The following is a 16,175-nucleotide window of genomic DNA, read 5'->3' on the forward strand; positions in this document are numbered from 1 at the left end:
TAGCAGCTAACGGAATTCCCCTACTAAGTGGATACAACCCCCAGCACCGACTGCGATGTTCGAGCACGACTCCGTACGGCGGCGCACAGTACTCAAAGGTGTCGGCGCGGCTGCTACCGCGACCGTGATTCCGATGGGAGCGGCTGCATCGGAGAGCGAGTGGACAGCCGTCGAGTCGCCGACGGGGAACACCCTCCACGATGTCGCGAACACGGCCGTGGGAGCGTACGCGGTCGGTGGTAGTGGCGTGGCTCTGCGCCGAACAGCCACGGGGTGGGAGAAAGTCTTCGACGGCGGGCCGACCGGCAACGGAAACAACCTCTACGGCGCGGACGTGACCGACGACGGCAAGCGACTGTGGGTCGTCGGCTCCAGTGGCGCAATCGGTGAGTACGACGTCGAGACGGGCGTGCTGGTCGACCGCTCCGCGCCGAACGACGTGACCAACAACTTCAACGACGTGTCGGTGACGGGAGAAGCCGGCAGCGCGAACGTCTACGTCGCGGGCGACTCCGGGAAGATTTATTCCAGTTTCGAGAACGGTGTCGAGGGGTCGTGGGACAGCACTACGCCCGGGTCTGGCTCGGCCATCAAGGCCATCGACTTCTTCGGGCCGCGCAGCGGTCACGCCATCGACGGCAACCAGACGGTGTTTGTCACCGACGACGGCGGGACCTACGACAAGATCGGACTGGCCGACGCCGACGTAAGTCTGTACGGGCTGGATTCCGACGCCTTCGACGACATTTGGATCGCCGGCGGCAACGGCACCGTCTTCGAGTACGTCGACACGCAGTGGGTCTTGGAGAGCACCAACGACACCCAACTGATGGATATCGTCGTCGCCGATGGCTCGGGCATCACGGTCGGCGGCGGTGGTGATGTGTACGTCTACGATGGTGAGAAGTGGGAGCCGAGCGCGACGCCTGCTGGCGATAATTTGAAGGCAGTCATCCAGGGATCGGTCGATATCGCCGTCGGCGCCGGCGGTACGATCCTCGAACGGTAACACGTCCCGCTGCTGGTTCCCTGCTGACGCAGTCCCCTCCCTCGTACGGTTCGCCCGCGGCTATTCGCCCTCCCCCCTGTACAGCCCGGGTGGCCACTCGTTTTCCCTCAGTTGTCGGACAGCCAATCCGTAACCACTTTTCGGCTCCCCGACGGAGGGATGGATGCGCGAGGGTGGCTGAGCTAGGCCAAAGGCGGCGGGCTTAAGACCCGCTCCCGTAGGGGTCCATGGGTTCGAATCCCATCCCTCGCATAGCGAGACGTGACCGCAGGGAACGTCTCGGAAGCGAACGGGGAGTGTAACGACCCGTGAGCAATATTTTCCGACTCGAACGAACGTGAGAGTCGTGTAAATCGAGGCCGGGACTCGAATGAGAAAAGACGCAGCGCGAGTGAAGCGAGCGACCGTCTTTGCGTGGTTCAAATCCCATCCCTCGCATAGCGAGGTCGAGCGTAGCGAGACCTCGATTAGCGAACGGGGAGCACAGCGACCCGCGAGCCATACTTTCCGACTCGAACGAACGTGAGAGTCGTGTCTGTCCCCTCGTCCCGGCACCCCGGACTTATCGAGTGTTGTGAACATTCCATATCCAAGTTCCCAGAATCAGCTTTGCGAACGGGAGCGAACAATCGTTGTCGACTGAGTCGCCTGCTGTGGTCCCGTACCATCGGTTCCGTGTGCCGTCTCTGGCTGTTGTTCAATCTGTAAAAACCGAACCCAATATATCCCAGAAGGTTCAACATCGGCGTATGGAACTGCAGCGCGACTGCCCAGAATGTGGCGCAACAGAGTTTTACCGGGCCGCGAGCACAGAAATGCACCTCGGTGAGAAAGTCAAGTGGCACTGTACAGAGTGTGACTACGGATTCATCAAAATCAATAACACAGTCGATAGCGCGAGTGCATAATGCCGTCGGCCATCGAGGTTCTCGTCGTCGACGAAGACGAGGACATGCTGGAGTTGACAGAGACATTTCTAGAACGGGAGAGTGAACCCATCGAGGTGACGACCGAGAAGCGCCCGCCGGAGGCTGCCGAACAGGCCGGCAACGGCGACTTTGACTGTGTCGTCACTGACCTGCGGATGCCGGAGATGGACGGAATCGAACTCTGTCAGCAGCTTCGCGAGCAACGGCCGGATCTCCCCGTGTTTCTGTTCACGGCTGCCGATTCCGCCGACATCGACGCAAAGGATGGCAGCGGTGAACTGACCGGAGTCGTTCAGAAGGGGACCGGCACGGAACACTACACCGATCTCGCTGCGAAGATCGAGTCTGCGGCCGAGTAGCGCGTTTTTCGCTCTTGGAGGTGGCTTCTCGATTACTCTGTGTCTTCGAGCGCCTGCCAGGAGAGCCGCGGGTTCCGTGCCGCCGCCGCCTGATCGATTCGACGGGCACTGGTCTGCTCGGGGGCAGCCTCGATCGTCTCGGTGTCCTCCGCTGCGACCGCGTTGAACGCCGCGGCGAGTTGATCGAGCGTCCGCTTGTTTTCGATCTCAGTTGGCTCGGTCATCAGTGCCTCGTCGACGATTTCAGGCCACTTCGTCGTCGGCGGGTGGACGCCGTAATCGAGCATCCGTTTCGCCACGTCGGCAGCGTCCTGCTCGCCGGCGCTGGCGACGAACTCGTGGTGGAACGGGCCGAACGGAACCTCGTAGTCGACTTGCTCGGCGAGGTAGTTGGCGTTCAGCACCGCCTTTGCGCTGGCGTCGGTCAACCCCTCGTCGCCGAGGCGAGCGATGTAGGCGCAGGTCTTGATCAGGACGAGCCAGTTGCCCTGGAAGCCGTGGACTTTGCCGATGGACTGTGCTGGCTCGAACAACTCGTAGCCGCCGTTGGTCTGGCGGACCTGCGGATCGGGGAGGAAATCGGCGAGTTCGTCGACGACGCCGACAGGACCGGCACCCGGACCACCGCCACCGTGCGGTGTGGCGAAGGTCTTGTGGACGTTGTAGTGCATGATGTCGAAACCCATGTCACCGGGTCGCGCCCGGCCGAGCAGGGCGTTCAGGTTCGCACCGTCGTAGTAGAGCAGGCCGCCGGCGTCGTGGACCATCGTCGAGATTTCCTCGATGTCGCGCTCGAAGAGACCGAGCGTGTTCGGATTCGTCAGCATCAGCAGCGCCGTCTCGTCGCTGATCGCTTCCTCCAGGGCATCGAGGTCGACCCGGCCGTCCTCGCCGCTGGGCAGTTCGACCACGTCGAAGCCTGCCAGTGCCGCGCTGGCGAAGTTCGTCCCGTGGGCGCTGTCGGGGACGATGATCTCGCTGCGGTTGTCGCCGTTGTGCTCGTGGTAGGCCTTGGCGATTAGCACCCCAGTGTACTCGCCTGCTGCGCCGGCCGGGGGCTGGAGGGTCACGGCGTCCATGCCGCCGATGTCGGCCAGATACTTCGAGGTGCGACCGAGCAGTTCGAGTGTGCCTTGAATCGTCTCGTCGGGACGGTCGGGGTGAACTGCCGCGCTCGGATGCGCCGCCAGATCCTCGGTGAACTTGGGATTGTACTTCATCGTACAGGAGCCAAGCGGGAAGGGCCCACTCTCGACGCCATAGTTCATCTGAGAGAGTCGGGTGTAGTGGCGGGCCAGTTCCGGTTCGGAGAGATCCGGCAGTTCCAGTGAATCGCGAGTCAGATCGTCCGGCAGTGGTGTCTCGACATCGACTTCTCGGCTGTTTTTCTCCGAGAGTAGCGGCTCGTAGCCTTCCTCGTCGCTCCAGCGGGCCTGATCGTACCGGACGGTGTCACTGTTGTCGCTCATGCAACCACCTCCGAATCGACGATCCGGCGTCGTTGCGTTCGCTCACCGCGGTCGCTCACGCAACCACCTCCGACATCGCACCGACGAGGCCATCTATCTTCTCGGCGTTCGTGTCGGTGACACAGCACTGGAGCAGGTGATCGTCGACGGCGTGGACCGCGAAGCCGCGGTCTGCCAACTCCCCGGCGATTTCGGGGGCAGGCTGGTCGGTCCGCGCGAGAAACTCCCGGAAGTGGTGTCGGTCGTGGACCGGTGCGGCGACACCTGTGATGGCATCCAGTTCTTCGGCGAGTCGATCCGCGCCGGTGATGCAGGTGTTTGCGAGATCGACCAGTCCGTCGGGACCCAGTGAGGCGGCGTGGATCGCCGTCCGGAGTGCGACCCACGCCTGGTTGGTACAGATGTTACTCGTCGCGCGCTCGCGGCGGATGTGCTGTTCGCGAGTCTGCAGAGTCAGTGTGAACGCGCGCCGGCCGGTGCTGTCCTCGCCGGCGCCGACGAGTCGACCCGGAACCTGCCGGAGAAAATCCGTCCGGGTGGCGAACATCCCCAGCCCCATCCCGTAGGCGGTACCGAGTCCGAGCGTTGCGGCGTCGCCGATCACTACGTCTGCGCCGACCGCAGCGGGTTCTTCGAGCACCGAGAGGGCAACGGGATCGGAACCCAGCGCGAACAGGGCCTCGTGTTCGTCAGCAATCGTGCCGAGTTCACCGAGTGATTCCTCGATGACTCCCCGGACGGTCGGACTCTCCGCGTACAGCAGGAGCAGATCGTCGTCGACAAGATCACGGATCGCCTCGACGTCGGCGGCTCCGTCGTTCATCGGATAGCTCGTCACGTCGAGGTCGGCTCCGTCGGCGTAGTTTTCGAGCACGCCACGCTTCCCATCCTGAAGCTGTTCGGGGACGAGAATCCGATCACCAGTCGTCTCGCGAACGCGCGCTGCCAGCGTTGCAGTCTCGCCGAGCGCCGTCGCGCCGTCGTACAGCGAGCAGTTCGCCACGTCCAGTCCGGTCAACTCGACGAGCATCGACTGGTACTCGAACAACGCCTGGAGAAAGCCCTGTGCGATTTCGGGCTGGTACTGCGTGTACGAACTGAGAAACTCCTGGCGATCCGAGAGGTGATCGACCAGCGAGGGGACGTAATGATCGTAGTGGCCGCGACCGAGAAACTCGGTCAGATCGTCGTTGTGGTCGAGCAACGCGGCCAGTTCCTGCCGAACCGCCCGCTCGCTCCGGGAGTCGATGTCGAACTCGCCATCGAAGCGAACCGAGTCGGGGATATCGAAGAGGTCGCCCTCTGTCGAGACCCCGACTGCGTCGAGCATCTGTTCGGTCTCGGCAGGGGTGTGTGGTGCATAGGGGCTGCCAGTATCGTGTCCACCCATCGTACTATTTGTTGGACTGGATGTACGGAATGGTTTCGGTTTGGACGCTTCTGTCCGCTCGCTGCCCTGTCGTGTCGATCAAGGATAATTCTCCGTCGCTTGGTATCCAGTGATTTATGCCGGTCACTGGTCGTTCGTACAATATGGTCTCACAGATTCTCCTTGCCTTGTTGACCGGCCTCTTCGCCGGTGTGCTGTTCGGTCTCGTCCAGACACCTATCCCGGCCCCGCCGAACTTGCCCGGAGTCCTCGGTATCGTTGGGATCTTTCTGGGGTACAAATTCGTCGAGTGGCTCGACGTACAGATCGATGTCTTTGCGGCGATTTCGGGGCTGTTCTGAGCGGCTTACTGTTCTCGCACGGGTTCGTCCTTCCCGGAACTCGTCGCCAGAGTCAGTTATTTTCCCGACGATTTGCCCTCTGACGTGGGATCTGTTGCCTCACGGTATCCTCGCCAGAACGCCGACCCAACGAGCGCGCCGACAGCGATGGCGACGATACCCCAGATACCGAAGAGTTCGCGGCCGGTCGCGAGCCCCGGAATCGAAATCGCGACCGCGAGCAGAAACAGAATAACTGGGATCAGTCGCACCCGAAGCGTCGATAGTCCGTCTCCGCCTGCGACTGCGAGATACAACTGCGGCATCGCGTACCAGAACAAGCCGAGGTAGATGAAGGTGAGCAGCCCGGTCCAATCACTAAAAACGCCAGCAGCGTCGAGTCCGACTGCGAGCGCTGTTCCGACACCGCCCGAGAGCAGGACTGCAAGTGTCTCACGAGAAACCATTGTGTGTCTCTCACACCGCCGCAGTAAAACACCTTTCTTCGGCTGCTTCCCGGCTTGGGGGTTACTCCCGCAGCGCGTCTTCTCGCTCGGTGCCTTCTAGCGTCTCGTAACCACCTTTTTATTCTCGGGTAACTCGTTTCACTCGTCACCGCTCGAATAAAAACGTGGGTGAAAAAGAGCTACACCTCGCTCCGCTCGGTGTAGTGAACCGGCAGCAAGGCTGCCGGACACTACTTCCGTTCCTCTATTCTCGCAGCGCGTCTTCTCGCTCGGTGCCTTCTAGCGTCTCTTCTTCGATGTGGGTCGCGACGACGGCCGGCTTGTACGCGCCGCCGTCGAACAGATCGTGGTCGCCGATAGACGATTCGACGTAGCGGATGAACGCGCGCCGCTCCGGCGGGAGTTCGCCGTAGAGGATCTCCTCCTCGACGAGATCGTAGACCGGAATCCGCGGCGTCAGCAGCGTGTTCTCACCGACGACGCTGTCTTCGCCGACGACGAAGCCGGAGGTCACTCGACAGCCAGCGCCCAGCGAGACGCCGTCTTCGATGATCACCGGCGCGTCCTCGACCGGTTCGAGCACGCCACCGATCAGCGTGTTCGCGCCGAGTTTGACGTTGTCGCCAATCTGGGCACAGGAACCGACGGTGTCACAGGAGTCGACGAGCGTGCCGTCACCGACCCGCGCGCCGATGTTGACGAAGGAAGGACTCATCATGATCACGTCGGAGCCGATGTTCGCGCCGCGGCGGACGACGGTCCCGTTCGGCGTGTTCCGAGAGCCGCGGTCGCCGTAGTCGTCCGAGTCCGCGAGGGGGAGTACGTCGTTGTAGGTCACGTCGCCGTACTCGTACTCAGAGATCTGTCGGAGGCCGAAATTGAGAAGGACGCCCTGTTTGACCCACTCGTTGACCTGCCACTCACCGCCGGATTTCTCGGCCGCGCGGATCTCGTCGTCTTCGAGTGCGTCGAGAAACTCGGCGAGGACGGTCAGGTCCTCCATACTCGTCTCCGCACCGATCTCGTCGTTTTGGTACTGCGTCCAAAGGTCTTCGATTTCCGATTGCAGGCTCATGTCCGTGTCCTGGAGGGCGCCAGACTTGGCGGTAACGATTACGCACTCACTGCGAACTGGACTCATCGGAACAGCCCATGCGAGAACACGCCTGTTAAATACCACAGGGTGTGACCACACGGTAATGAAGCGACGTACGTTCCTGGTTTCGGCAGGCGCAGCGGCGACGGCAACGGCAGGCTGTCTCTCATCGGGGGGTCCCGCTGGCGGGAGCGACTCACTGGTCGTCGGAACATACAGTTCCTTTATCGACTCACCGTCCTCGTCGCCGGGGGCGTGGCTGAAATCGGAGTTCGAGTCCGAGTTCGACACCGAGTTGATCTGGCAGACGCCGAGCAACGAGTTGAACCACTACATCCAGCGCAAGCAGGCAGGCGTCGACATCGAAGCCGACGTGTATCTCGGGTTGAACACCGACGATCTCGTGCGCACCGACAACGCCCTCGACGACGATCTGTTCACCGAAGCCGGCGACATCGACGGGCAGTCGGACGTGAAATCCGGGCTGCAGTTCGATCCGAAGGGCCGCGCTGTCCCCTACGACACGGGGTATATCAGCCTCGTCTACGACGGCACCGCGATGACCGCGCCCGAGACGTTCGACGGGCTCCTGGCAGACGATGTTGCGGGCGACCTCATCGCACAGAACCCCGGCAGTTCGGCGACGGGGAAAGCGTTCCTCCTGCACACGATCAAGCAGTACGGCCCGGACGGCTACCTCGATTACTGGGCGGACCTGCAGGCCAACGACGTGCAAGTGTTGGGGTCGTGGTCCGACGCCTACGGTGCCTGGAGCAACGGCGAAGCGCCGATGGTCGTCTCCTACTCCACCGATCAGGTGTTCGCAGACGAGTCCGGCGAGGACCTCGAGAAACACCAGGTTCGGTTCCTGAACGATCAGGGCTACGCCAACCCCGAGGGGATGGCAATCTTCGAGGAGAGCGACCAATCTGAAGCCGCTCGCGAGTTCATGTCCTTCCTCCTGCGGCCCGAGGTCCAGGGCGAAATCGCCGTCCAGAACGTCCAGTTCCCGGCGACGGAGACGGCCGAGGTGCCGAGCGACTACGCCGAACTGGCTCAGGAGCCGCCCGAACCAGTCACGTTCACGTACGAGGAACTCGATGGACAGGTCAGTGGCTGGATCGAAGACTGGGAGCGACAGTTCGCGGGCAACTGAAGCCGTGAGCGACAGCGACGGGGCGGACGGGAGAACGCGAGGGCGGTTCCGGGGGGCGATCGAGCGGCGCTCGCTCCCGGCACTTGCCGTCGCGTCTGTCGCTGTCCTCGTCGTCGTTTTTTACTACCCGGTCACGACGGTGTTCGTCGATGCCGTCATCATCGAGGGCCGGGCGACACTGCGCGTCTTCAGAGAGATCCTCACCGATCCCTTCTATTTCGGAGAACTGGCGCGACTGCTCGCGGGCGACTCACCGCTCGCGGTGGCCGAAGCCACCCTCTCGGGGAACGCACGGCTCGGTATCGTCGGTTTCACTGCCTATCAGGCCGCGCTGTCGACGGTCGCCAGCGTCCTCCTCGGGGTGCCGCTGGCCTACCTGCTGGCACGCTACGAATTTCCCGGACGAGAGACGGTTCGCTCACTGACGATTCTCCCCTTCGTCCTCCCGTCGATCATGGTCGCGGTCGGATTTTACGCCACCTTCGGCGCGAACGGGACGCTCAACGCGGCGCTCGCGCTCGTCGGGCTGGGGCCCGTCGACCTCCTGCCCTCGCTGACCGCCATCGTCGTCGCGCACGCCTTCTACAACGCGCCGCTGGTCGCCCGGATTACGACGGCCGCGTGGGAGTCCGTCGACGCCAGCGCCGTCGAGACGGCCCGGAGTCTCGGTGCCAGCCCGCTCCGAGCCTTCCGCGACGTGGTGTGGCCGCAGATCGCTCCCTCGATTCTCATGGGCGCGGCGCTGACTTTCGTGTTCACGTTCGGGACCTTTCCGATCGTCCTCGCGCTCGGCGGCTTCGAGCTGGCGACCGTCGAGGTGTTCATCTACCGGCTCATCCGCGACCTGAACTACGCCGAGGGCGCGGCGCTGGCACTCGTCGAACTCGCCATCTCGCTGGCGTTGCTCTACGGCTATCTCCGGTACGAGGCGGCGAACGCCGTCGAATCCAGCGGCATCAGACCACAGGAGCGCAGGCCGTTGCGGCCGCCGTCGCTGTCGGTCCGGGAACTGCTCCCGCGCGTGGGGGTGGCCGCTTATGCCGTCGTCGCCGTCGTGCTCTTTGTCGCCCCCGTCGCGAGCATGATCTACGCCAGCGTCTCGGGGCCGACCGGACTCACGCTAGAGCACTACCGCTTTCTCGTCGAACGACAGACGACGGGGGCGGCCTTCCAGGTCCGGCCGGGGCCGGCGGTCAGGAACTCGCTGCTGTTCGGCGCGGCGGCGCTGGCCGTTGCGCTCCCGATGGGCGTGGTCATCTCGGTGCTGACGACCCGGAACTACCGGGGACGGACGTTGGTCGGTACCGTCGCGATGGCACCCCTCGCCGTCTCGGGGATCATCGTCGGCCTGGGACTGCTCCGGGGGCTCGTTTTCGGTATCGACATCGGGGGCTGGCGTCTCGCCGTCGGTGGCCCGCTCGCGATCATCGCCGCCCACGCTGTCGCGGGCTATCCCTTTGTCGTCCGCATCGTGGCACCGGAACTCGACGCCCTTGACAGCCAGTTGATCGAGTCCGCACGCGCGCTGGGAGCGCCCAGAGCGCGCGCGCTGCTCGACGTGGAACTCCCCCTGGTCTGGCCTGCGGTGGTCGCGGGTGCGGCCTTCGCCTTCGCGCTCTCAGTTGGGGAGTTCACTGCGACGGCCGTCCTCGCGTCGGGGACCGGCCAGTACACGATGCCCATCGCCATCGAGCGGTTCGTCGGGCGACGCCTCGGTCCCGCGACGGCGATGGGCGTCGTCCTGCTGGTCGTGACCAGCGTGAGTTTCCTCCTCATCGACCGGCTGGGAGGTGATCGCGTTGGTCTCTGATCCCGTACTCGAACTTGACTGCGTGACGCGGCGCTACGGCGGGACGACCGCCGTCGAGGAGCTTTCCCTGTCGGTCACCGATGGGGAGTTCTTCACGCTGGTCGGTCCCTCCGGCTGTGGGAAGACGACGACACTCCGGTTGATCGCGGGCTTCGAAGACCCAACGAGCGGCACCGTCAGGTTCGGCGGGACGGACGTGGCCGGCGTGCCGCCCGAGGACCGCGACGTGGGCGTCGTCTTCCAGAACTACGCGCTCTTTCCGCACATGACCGTCGGCGAGAACGTCGCCTACGGCCTGAACTTCGCGGATCCGCCTGGCGGCGTGAGCGACGAGGAACGCGTCGCGGAACTGCTGGAGTTGGTCGATTTGCCCGACACGCAAGCGCGCGACCCGAGCAGCCTATCGGGCGGTCAGCGCCAGCGCGTCGCCGTCGCGCGCGCCCTGGCCCCCGGGCCGGACGTGCTCCTGTTGGACGAACCGATGAGCGCGCTGGACGCGAAGCTCCGGGAACGGCTCCGGGTACAGGTCCGCGAGATTCAGCAGGAACTCGGTATCACGACCGTCTACGTCACCCACGACCAGGAGGAGGCACTCGCGGTTTCGGACCGCGTGGCCGTGCTGAACGAGGGAACTGTCGAGCAGGTGGCTCCGCCGCGGGACATCTACCACCGGCCCGAGTCGCGCTTCGTCGCGGAGTTCATCGGCGACAACAACGTCTTCGACGGGGAAGTCGAGGCGGTCAACGGGCAGACGGCCACAGTCACCGCCAGCGGGGAGCCGCTGCTGGTCGGTATCGGCGACTGGAGCGGGTCGTCTGTCTCGGTCGGCGACCGCCTCACGTTCTGCGTGCGGCCGGAGGACCTGACCGTCGCTTCCGGATCGAACCGGCTCACGACGAGCGTCATGAGCGCCGAGTTTCTGGGCGAGACGACTCGGGTCCGCCTGGACTGGAGGGGTCACGAACTCATGCTCCGGACTCGCGAGGCGCTGGACGGTACTGTGACCGTTGGATTCGACCCCGAGGATGCACGGGTCGTCGAGCGCCGCGACTGACGGCGGCTACGGGGGCGATGCGCTGTCGATTCCGGACGGGCACGTGCGGAGTGCTTCCAGCCGTAACTCCTGTGTGATTTACGATAGACTCAGTCCTCGATGTTGTACTCTTCGAGCGCGTCGAGGATTAGTCCGTTCGCCGACTCGCTCTATAACCGGGCTGTGGCGTTGCGTAGCCTGTCTGAACAGCACGGTCTGAACCGACCGCGTGGCTTTTGTTCGTTCCGACAGTAAAAACGTGTAATGTCGCAGGGGATACTCGAGATGCTCGGGTCGATGGCGACGCTCATCTTTGCGATTCCGCTCGCACTCGCCGGCGGGGAACTCGTTTTCCGCGGCAATCTTCCGGTCGGGGTCGGACTGCTCGCCGTGGCGCTGGCGATGCTCGTCGTCGACCGGTACGTCACGACACCCGGCGACCTGCCGGTGCTGATCGCAAGCAGCGTCGTCGAGGCGGTGGCTCGTCCCCCCGACGAAGAGTAATCTATTCGCAGAACAATCAGGCGTCGATCACGTCACCGAACTCGTACCGGCCCGGTTCCTGCTCCGCCAGCCAGACGGCAGCGTCGAGCGCGCCGGCCGCGAACACGCCTCGGTCCTCCGCGCGATGCGAGAGCGAGAGAACTTCGTCGTTGCCGGCCATGATGATCTCGTGTTCGCCGCGGATGTCGCCGGCCCGGCGGACGAGCATTCCGACTTCGCTGTCCTCGCGGGGCTGGATCCCCTCGCGTCCGGGGACGGTGTCGAACTCGCGGTACTGTGCAATCTCTTCGAGAATCGTCTTCGCGGTCCCGCTCGGCGCGTCGCGCTTGCCGTTGTGGTGGGTCTCCATCACCTCCACGTCGTACTCTTCCAGTGCGTCGAGTGCGGGGCCGAGCGTCCTGAGCAGAGCGTGCACGCCGCGCGCGAAGTTCGCCGCCCGCAGCAGCGGGACCGACTCACTGGTTTCGTCGAGTACGGCCCAGTCGTCTTCCTCGAAGCCAGTCGTGCCGATGACGAGTCCGACTCCTGCTTCGTCGCAGGCTTGTGCCAGATCGACAGTCGCCTCTGGGACGGCGAAGTCGATCACGATGTCGGGGTCGTGCTCGGCGAGTGCGTCGGCGGTCGCTTCGGGATTGTAGACCGGGACGGAGAGGTCGGCGTCGCTCGGGGCAATCCCGAACGCCACCGTCACGTCGTCGCGCTCGCGCGCCTGCTCGACGAGTGCCCCGCCCATCCGACCCGTGATCCCGTTGATCCCGACCGTCGTCATCGCCCTGCGGACTCGACCGGGTCGGCTTCGTACTCGGCGAGCAGCGATTCGAGTCGGTCCCGGTTCTCGGGCGTGATCTCCGTCAGCGGCGGCCGGAGGTAACCGGAACTGTAGCCGCGGATCTCCATGGCGGCTTTGACCGGGATCGGGTTGGTCTCCCAGAACAGCGCCCGGAACAGTGGCCCGAGGTCGTGGTTGCGCTCGCGCGCGTGATCATAATCGCCATCGAGTGCCGACCAGACGAGATCACTCATCCGCTCGGGTTCGATGTTGGCGGCGACGCTGATACAGCCAGTGCCGCCGACCGAGAGGATCGGCAGCGTCTCGCCGTCGTTGCCCGAAAGCACGTCGAACTCTTGTTCGCGCGTTTTCTCGACGATTTCGCTGACCTGATTCAGATCGCCGCCAGCGGCCTTGAATCCCTGAATGTTCTCGTGGGTCGCGAGTTCGGCGACGGTGTCGGGCTCGATATTCTGGCCCGTCCGGGAGGGAACGTTGTAGACAATCTGCGGGAGGTCGACGGCGTCGGCGATCGTTTCGTAGTGCTCGATGAATCCGCGCTGTTCGGGTTTGTTGTAGTACGGCGAGATGAGCAGCAGGGCGTCGGCCCCTGCGTCGGCCGCGCGCTGGGAGAGATCCAGCGCTTCTTGAGTGTTGTTCGAGCCACTCCCCCCGATCACGGAAATCTCGTCGACCGCGTCGACGACGGCTTCGATCACTTCGATGTGTTCGTCGTGAGAGACCGTCGCGGATTCGCCGGTCGAGCCCATCGGGACGAGGCCGTCGACGCCGGCGGCTTCGAGTCGCTGAGCGTCTTCGCGGAGTGTTTCGTAGTCGATGCTTCCGTCGTCGTGGAATGGCGTACACATCGCCGGATAGACGCCGGCGAAGGTGTCTGCCCCTGTCGGTAGTGAGCGTGTCATGGTTGGGTCGTATCGGCTGTCCCGCTTACGGGACGATTCGTTGTGAACTATCCTGTACTCGTCGATTCCCTGCGATGACCCGGGACGGAGATGCCACCTCCGCCGCGAGTCGGATCATCGCTTACGCTTCGAAAAACGGAACACACCAGCCGCTTTCGGGGTTTCTGCGCCGACTGCGGCTCTGGTGTGTCGCATATGCTATGATGAACGCATGAAGAATATATGCGTTTTGGTACGGCTGAACGCGAAGACGCGACCGCTCAGAAGAGTCCGAAATTGAGTGCGTACGGCCACTCTGACAGGCCCAGCACGACGAACGCGAGCGCACCGCCAGCCAGCCCGATATTTTTCAGGAACTGGGTCATCTCCGTCTGCTGGTCTTCTTCGCCGACTGCCCAGAAGTCGTGCATCGTCACGGCGGCGACGAGCAGGAAGCCAGCGAGCGCCAGCCCAGCGAGGACGGGCGCGACACCGAAGACGATGCCGAGGCCGCCTGCGATGAGCACTGCGCCCGAGGCGAGTACCGACAGCTTCGGTGCCGGCAGGCTCTTGAAGCCAGCGTACTGAGTCATCTGTTCGAGTTGCATGAAGTGATTCAGACCCGTGAACGCGAGAATCACGCCGAAGAGAATGCGCGCCACGAGAAACAGTTCGTCTCCGCCAGCCTGCTCGGCCAACTGTAGCGGAACGAGATCGATTTGCGGTATCATTATGCAACTTACTTTACGAACGATACCGGCATATGTGTTTGCTATCATTCGTTTCAGTACGTGACACCAGTGTCATCGCCACGCGCTGGCGTGGCAGTCTCGCATTCCGCTCACACTCAATCTGTGTTCTACCCAAAGTGTGAGTCTGCCGCGGACCCCACGGTGAGGAAACGGATGCTTCACCGCTCTTTCCTACGGTCTCAGTCCAGTCGCGCGAGAACTGTCGAATTCGGTTGTCTGGTTATGCCGTGGACGCGGCCGGTCGCTTTCTTATCGACCTCAAGCATTTTCTATTCCGAGCGGGATACGGCTGGTATGAGCGACAGTGATGGTACTCGGCCGAGCGACACGATGCGGGAGCGCGTGCCGGAGAACAGTCGGAAGTTCTGGCTGCTGCTGAACGCGAGCAGGTGGCTGGTCGCCGCCGGAATTGTGAGCGGCGTATTTCTCTCGCTCGCCATCATCGGGAGTCTCCACCCGACTGAGGCGTCGGTGCTGTTCAGCCAGGGAGACCCGATCGAAACGCTGTTCCAAGGGCTGCTCACGGCCATCATCACTGGTGTCACGCTCGTGCTCACGCTCAGCCAGCTCGTCCTCTCGCAGGAACAGGGGCCGGTCGGGGATCAGCGCGAACGGATGGAGGGCGCGATGTCGTTTCGGAAGGACGTCGAGGACGTTATCGAGGAGCCCGTAAGCCCCGCCCAGCCCTCTGCGTTTCTCCGCTCGCTCGTGAAACTCACGGAGCGACATACGGTCGCCCTTCAGGAGGCTATCGCGGACATCGACGACGAGGCCCTCAACGACCAGGTGGCCGAGTTCGCTGAGAACGTGAAGAGGAACGCAGACGCCGTCGAGAACGGCCTCGAAGACGCCCAGTTCGGCGAGTTCGACGTGGTGTTTTCCGCACTGAACTACAACTACTCGTGGAAGCTGTACGCTGCGCGTCGCATCCGAGCAGAGAACGAGGAGGCGCTCACTGAGGAGGCGCACCACGCCTTCGACGAACTCATCAACGCGCTCGAACTGTTCGGGCCGGCGCGTGAGCACTTCAAGACGCTGTACTTCCAGTGGGCGCTCATCGATCTCTCCCGGGTGATACTGTACGCTTCGGTACCCGCTCTCCTCACGGCAGTCGCGGGTATCGTCTATCTCGGGCCGGCGTTGTTCCCGGGGACCGTGGCCGGTGTGTCCATGCTCGTCGTGGCGGTGAGTGCGGGCGTGGCCGTCTCCCTCCTGCCGTTCGCGCTCCTGTTGTCCTACATTCTTCGCATCGTCACCGTCACGAAGCGCACTCTCTCCATCGGGCCGTTTATTCTCCGGGAGACCGACCGGTCCCGTGACCTCGACTGGGGCGAAACCGAAGCGAAAAACGGGGAGGACGCGGACGTCGGCGACGGGAGTGAGTGACGCTCGTACTGGTGGCTGTACATTCGCAAAGATATTCGATCCCAGGTGGGTCGACGTTGTTCAGTTTCTGACAGCCACCAGTATCAGCAGGTGTCGGCTCTCATTCAGTCGGGATTGCACGTAGTACCCCTGCCTTTCATCGGTGCTCTCTTTCTACCCCTGTGACTGGGAGGGGTCTGCACGGTCGTCACTGTGTGTCGTTCCGAATCGACTGCCGGTAGCCTTCTCGCAGTTGATGCGTCACGACGAACAGTATCGAGAGAACTACCACGCCACTGATAGCCTTCGACTCTATGCCGTCGACTTCTGCCGCGAATCCGGGCCCGAGGATGAGCATAATAACTGTGATCACCCCGAGTCGCGCCGTATTAGAAACGGCTGCATCGGTCCGCATCAGATATAGTTGCGGGAGCACGAACCCGAATCCAACGAGCAGCACAAACGCAATAACGGAACCCCACTGGCCCGGCGTATCTACGACGGTTCCGACTACGCCGAACAAAAAGAGACTCCCAACGGCACCCAGTGCACCCGCGAGGATGATTATATTTTCACGAGACACACTGATCTAATTTCTAAGTGATACTATATAGACTTTTAGTCATTTGTCGTTGGAATACTCACATTGGTGGCTCGTTGGCTTCCAGTTCGAGGAGATACGGGAGGCCAGATTTGAGCCTCGGCCGTTCCGCTCCGCTTCACTCCCTGGTTCAAATCTCGCCGTGTCGCTCGTAGATCTCCAGTTCTGTCGCTCGGCGACGAGATGCCTCGCTGGAAGTCTGGAAATCAAAGAAGCGCCCGAGGCGGGAGTGCATGGCGTCTGC

General features: G+C 63.0%; 17 protein-coding genes and 1 tRNA gene. 10 read left to right on the plus strand and 8 right to left on the minus strand.

Features of this window, described 5'->3' with window-relative positions; genetic code table 11:
- Window positions 1-55: 55 nt before the first annotated feature.
- The 4 genes from V8P86_RS15440 (at window position 56) to V8P86_RS15450 (ending at window position 2,297) form a co-directional block, all read left to right on the plus strand.
- A complete protein-coding gene (locus V8P86_RS15440; RefSeq protein ID WP_336328182.1) occupies window positions 56-1,009 on the plus strand; it encodes a WD40/YVTN/BNR-like repeat-containing protein in 954 nt (317 codons plus the stop codon).
- A 167-nt stretch (window positions 1,010-1,176) separates the two neighbouring features.
- Window positions 1,177-1,261 (plus strand) — tRNA-Leu (locus V8P86_RS15445).
- Window positions 1,262-1,758: 497 nt separating this feature from the next.
- Window positions 1,759-1,917, plus strand: a complete 159-nt coding sequence (locus V8P86_RS18970) for a DUF7838 family putative zinc beta-ribbon protein (RefSeq protein ID WP_442909412.1) — start codon at window positions 1,759-1,761, stop codon at window positions 1,915-1,917.
- Window positions 1,917-2,297, plus strand: coding sequence for a response regulator (locus V8P86_RS15450; RefSeq protein ID WP_336328183.1), 381 nt, complete (start codon window positions 1,917-1,919; stop codon window positions 2,295-2,297). Before V8P86_RS18970 ends, V8P86_RS15450 begins: the two co-directional genes overlap by 1 nt.
- Before the next feature lie 32 nt (window positions 2,298-2,329).
- Here V8P86_RS15450 and gcvPB read toward each other — a convergent pair whose 3' ends face one another.
- The gene (gene gcvPB, locus V8P86_RS15455) at window positions 2,330-3,766 is read right to left on the minus strand and encodes an aminomethyl-transferring glycine dehydrogenase subunit GcvPB (RefSeq protein ID WP_336328184.1); all 1,437 of its coding nucleotides are present in this window, start codon (window positions 3,764-3,766) and stop codon (window positions 2,330-2,332) included.
- A 55-nt stretch (window positions 3,767-3,821) separates the two neighbouring features.
- The gene (gene gcvPA / locus V8P86_RS15460) at window positions 3,822-5,156 is read right to left on the minus strand and encodes an aminomethyl-transferring glycine dehydrogenase subunit GcvPA (protein ID WP_336328185.1); all 1,335 of its coding nucleotides are present in this window, start codon (window positions 5,154-5,156) and stop codon (window positions 3,822-3,824) included.
- Between the two features lie 143 nt (window positions 5,157-5,299).
- Here gcvPA and V8P86_RS15465 point away from each other — a divergent pair, with 143 nt between their 5' ends.
- The gene (locus tag V8P86_RS15465) at window positions 5,300-5,497 is read left to right on the plus strand and encodes a XapX domain-containing protein (RefSeq protein WP_336328186.1); all 198 of its coding nucleotides are present in this window, start codon (window positions 5,300-5,302) and stop codon (window positions 5,495-5,497) included.
- 56 nt (window positions 5,498-5,553) lie between these two features.
- Here V8P86_RS15465 and V8P86_RS15470 read toward each other — a convergent pair whose 3' ends face one another.
- Complete coding sequence (locus V8P86_RS15470; RefSeq protein WP_336328187.1) at window positions 5,554-5,943, minus strand: hypothetical protein; 390 nt, start codon at window positions 5,941-5,943, stop codon at window positions 5,554-5,556.
- Window positions 5,944-6,187: 244 nt separating this feature from the next.
- Complete coding sequence (locus V8P86_RS15475; protein ID WP_336328188.1) at window positions 6,188-7,018, minus strand: 2,3,4,5-tetrahydropyridine-2,6-dicarboxylate N-succinyltransferase; 831 nt, start codon at window positions 7,016-7,018, stop codon at window positions 6,188-6,190.
- A gap of 124 nt (window positions 7,019-7,142) precedes the next feature.
- Here V8P86_RS15475 and V8P86_RS15480 point away from each other — a divergent pair, with 124 nt between their 5' ends.
- The 4 genes from V8P86_RS15480 to V8P86_RS15495 all read left to right on the plus strand — a co-directional run bounded on the left by V8P86_RS15480 (window position 7,143) and on the right by V8P86_RS15495 (window position 11,542).
- Window positions 7,143-8,195, plus strand: coding sequence for a thiamine ABC transporter substrate-binding protein (locus V8P86_RS15480; protein WP_336328189.1), 1,053 nt, complete (start codon window positions 7,143-7,145; stop codon window positions 8,193-8,195).
- Complete coding sequence (locus tag V8P86_RS15485) at window positions 8,140-10,005, plus strand: ABC transporter permease (protein WP_336328190.1); 1,866 nt, start codon at window positions 8,140-8,142, stop codon at window positions 10,003-10,005. The genes V8P86_RS15480 and V8P86_RS15485 overlap by 56 nt, the downstream gene beginning before the upstream one ends.
- On the plus strand, window positions 9,989-11,059 hold the full coding sequence (locus V8P86_RS15490) for an ABC transporter ATP-binding protein (protein WP_336328326.1): 1,071 nt from the start codon (window positions 9,989-9,991) through the stop codon (window positions 11,057-11,059). Before V8P86_RS15485 ends, V8P86_RS15490 begins: the two co-directional genes overlap by 17 nt.
- A gap of 243 nt (window positions 11,060-11,302) precedes the next feature.
- On the plus strand, window positions 11,303-11,542 hold the full coding sequence (locus tag V8P86_RS15495) for a DUF7533 family protein (protein ID WP_336328191.1): 240 nt from the start codon (window positions 11,303-11,305) through the stop codon (window positions 11,540-11,542).
- Window positions 11,543-11,558: 16 nt separating this feature from the next.
- Here V8P86_RS15495 and dapB read toward each other — a convergent pair whose 3' ends face one another.
- From dapB to V8P86_RS15510, 3 genes are all read right to left on the minus strand, one after another.
- A complete protein-coding gene (dapB, locus tag V8P86_RS15500) occupies window positions 11,559-12,311 on the minus strand; it encodes a 4-hydroxy-tetrahydrodipicolinate reductase (RefSeq protein WP_336328192.1) in 753 nt (250 codons plus the stop codon).
- Entirely contained in the window at window positions 12,308-13,234 is a 927-nt protein-coding gene (gene dapA, locus V8P86_RS15505) for a 4-hydroxy-tetrahydrodipicolinate synthase (RefSeq protein WP_336328193.1), read from the minus strand. The genes dapB and dapA overlap by 4 nt, the downstream gene beginning before the upstream one ends.
- 260 nt (window positions 13,235-13,494) lie before the next feature.
- A complete protein-coding gene (locus V8P86_RS15510; protein ID WP_336328194.1) occupies window positions 13,495-13,944 on the minus strand; it encodes a DoxX family protein in 450 nt (149 codons plus the stop codon).
- Between the two features lie 315 nt (window positions 13,945-14,259).
- Between V8P86_RS15510 and V8P86_RS15515 the strand changes: the two genes are divergently transcribed.
- Window positions 14,260-15,351 (plus strand): DUF7972 family membrane protein, encoded by a 1,092-nt coding sequence (locus V8P86_RS15515; protein WP_336328195.1) that lies wholly within the window; start codon window positions 14,260-14,262, stop codon window positions 15,349-15,351.
- A 187-nt stretch (window positions 15,352-15,538) separates the two neighbouring features.
- Here V8P86_RS15515 and V8P86_RS15520 read toward each other — a convergent pair whose 3' ends face one another.
- Window positions 15,539-15,913: a hypothetical protein gene (locus V8P86_RS15520; RefSeq protein ID WP_336328196.1), complete on the minus strand. Its 375-nt coding sequence runs from the start codon at window positions 15,911-15,913 to the stop codon at window positions 15,539-15,541.
- Between the last annotated feature and the right edge of the window lie 262 nt (window positions 15,914-16,175).

This window comes from Halovenus anhuiensis, from assembly GCF_037080055.1.
GTDB lineage: Archaea > Halobacteriota > Halobacteria > Halobacteriales > Haloarculaceae > Halovenus.

Excerpts from the sequence above, each read along its gene's own strand:
- V8P86_RS15440 (WP_336328182.1), top strand. The coding sequence starts at position 56 with ATGTTCGAGCACGACTCCGTACGGCGGCGCACAGTACTCAAAGGTGTC.
- V8P86_RS18970 (WP_442909412.1), top strand. The coding sequence starts at position 1,759 with ATGGAACTGCAGCGCGACTGCCCAGAATGTGGCGCAACAGAGTTTTAC.
- V8P86_RS15450 (WP_336328183.1), top strand. The coding sequence starts at position 1,917 with ATGCCGTCGGCCATCGAGGTTCTCGTCGTCGACGAAGACGAGGACATG.
- gcvPB (WP_336328184.1), bottom strand. The coding sequence starts at position 3,766 with ATGAGCGACAACAGTGACACCGTCCGGTACGATCAGGCCCGCTGGAGC.
- gcvPA (WP_336328185.1), bottom strand. The coding sequence starts at position 5,156 with ATGGGTGGACACGATACTGGCAGCCCCTATGCACCACACACCCCTGCC.
- V8P86_RS15465 (WP_336328186.1), top strand. The coding sequence starts at position 5,300 with ATGGTCTCACAGATTCTCCTTGCCTTGTTGACCGGCCTCTTCGCCGGT.
- V8P86_RS15470 (WP_336328187.1), bottom strand. The coding sequence starts at position 5,943 with ATGGTTTCTCGTGAGACACTTGCAGTCCTGCTCTCGGGCGGTGTCGGA.
- V8P86_RS15475 (WP_336328188.1), bottom strand. The coding sequence starts at position 7,018 with ATGAGCCTGCAATCGGAAATCGAAGACCTTTGGACGCAGTACCAAAAC.
- V8P86_RS15480 (WP_336328189.1), top strand. The coding sequence starts at position 7,143 with ATGAAGCGACGTACGTTCCTGGTTTCGGCAGGCGCAGCGGCGACGGCA.
- V8P86_RS15485 (WP_336328190.1), top strand. The coding sequence starts at position 8,140 with ATGGACAGGTCAGTGGCTGGATCGAAGACTGGGAGCGACAGTTCGCGG.
- V8P86_RS15495 (WP_336328191.1), top strand. The coding sequence starts at position 11,303 with ATGTCGCAGGGGATACTCGAGATGCTCGGGTCGATGGCGACGCTCATC.
- dapB (WP_336328192.1), bottom strand. The coding sequence starts at position 12,311 with ATGACGACGGTCGGGATCAACGGGATCACGGGTCGGATGGGCGGGGCA.
- dapA (WP_336328193.1), bottom strand. The coding sequence starts at position 13,234 with ATGACACGCTCACTACCGACAGGGGCAGACACCTTCGCCGGCGTCTAT.
- V8P86_RS15510 (WP_336328194.1), bottom strand. The coding sequence starts at position 13,944 with ATGATACCGCAAATCGATCTCGTTCCGCTACAGTTGGCCGAGCAGGCT.
- V8P86_RS15515 (WP_336328195.1), top strand. The coding sequence starts at position 14,260 with ATGAGCGACAGTGATGGTACTCGGCCGAGCGACACGATGCGGGAGCGC.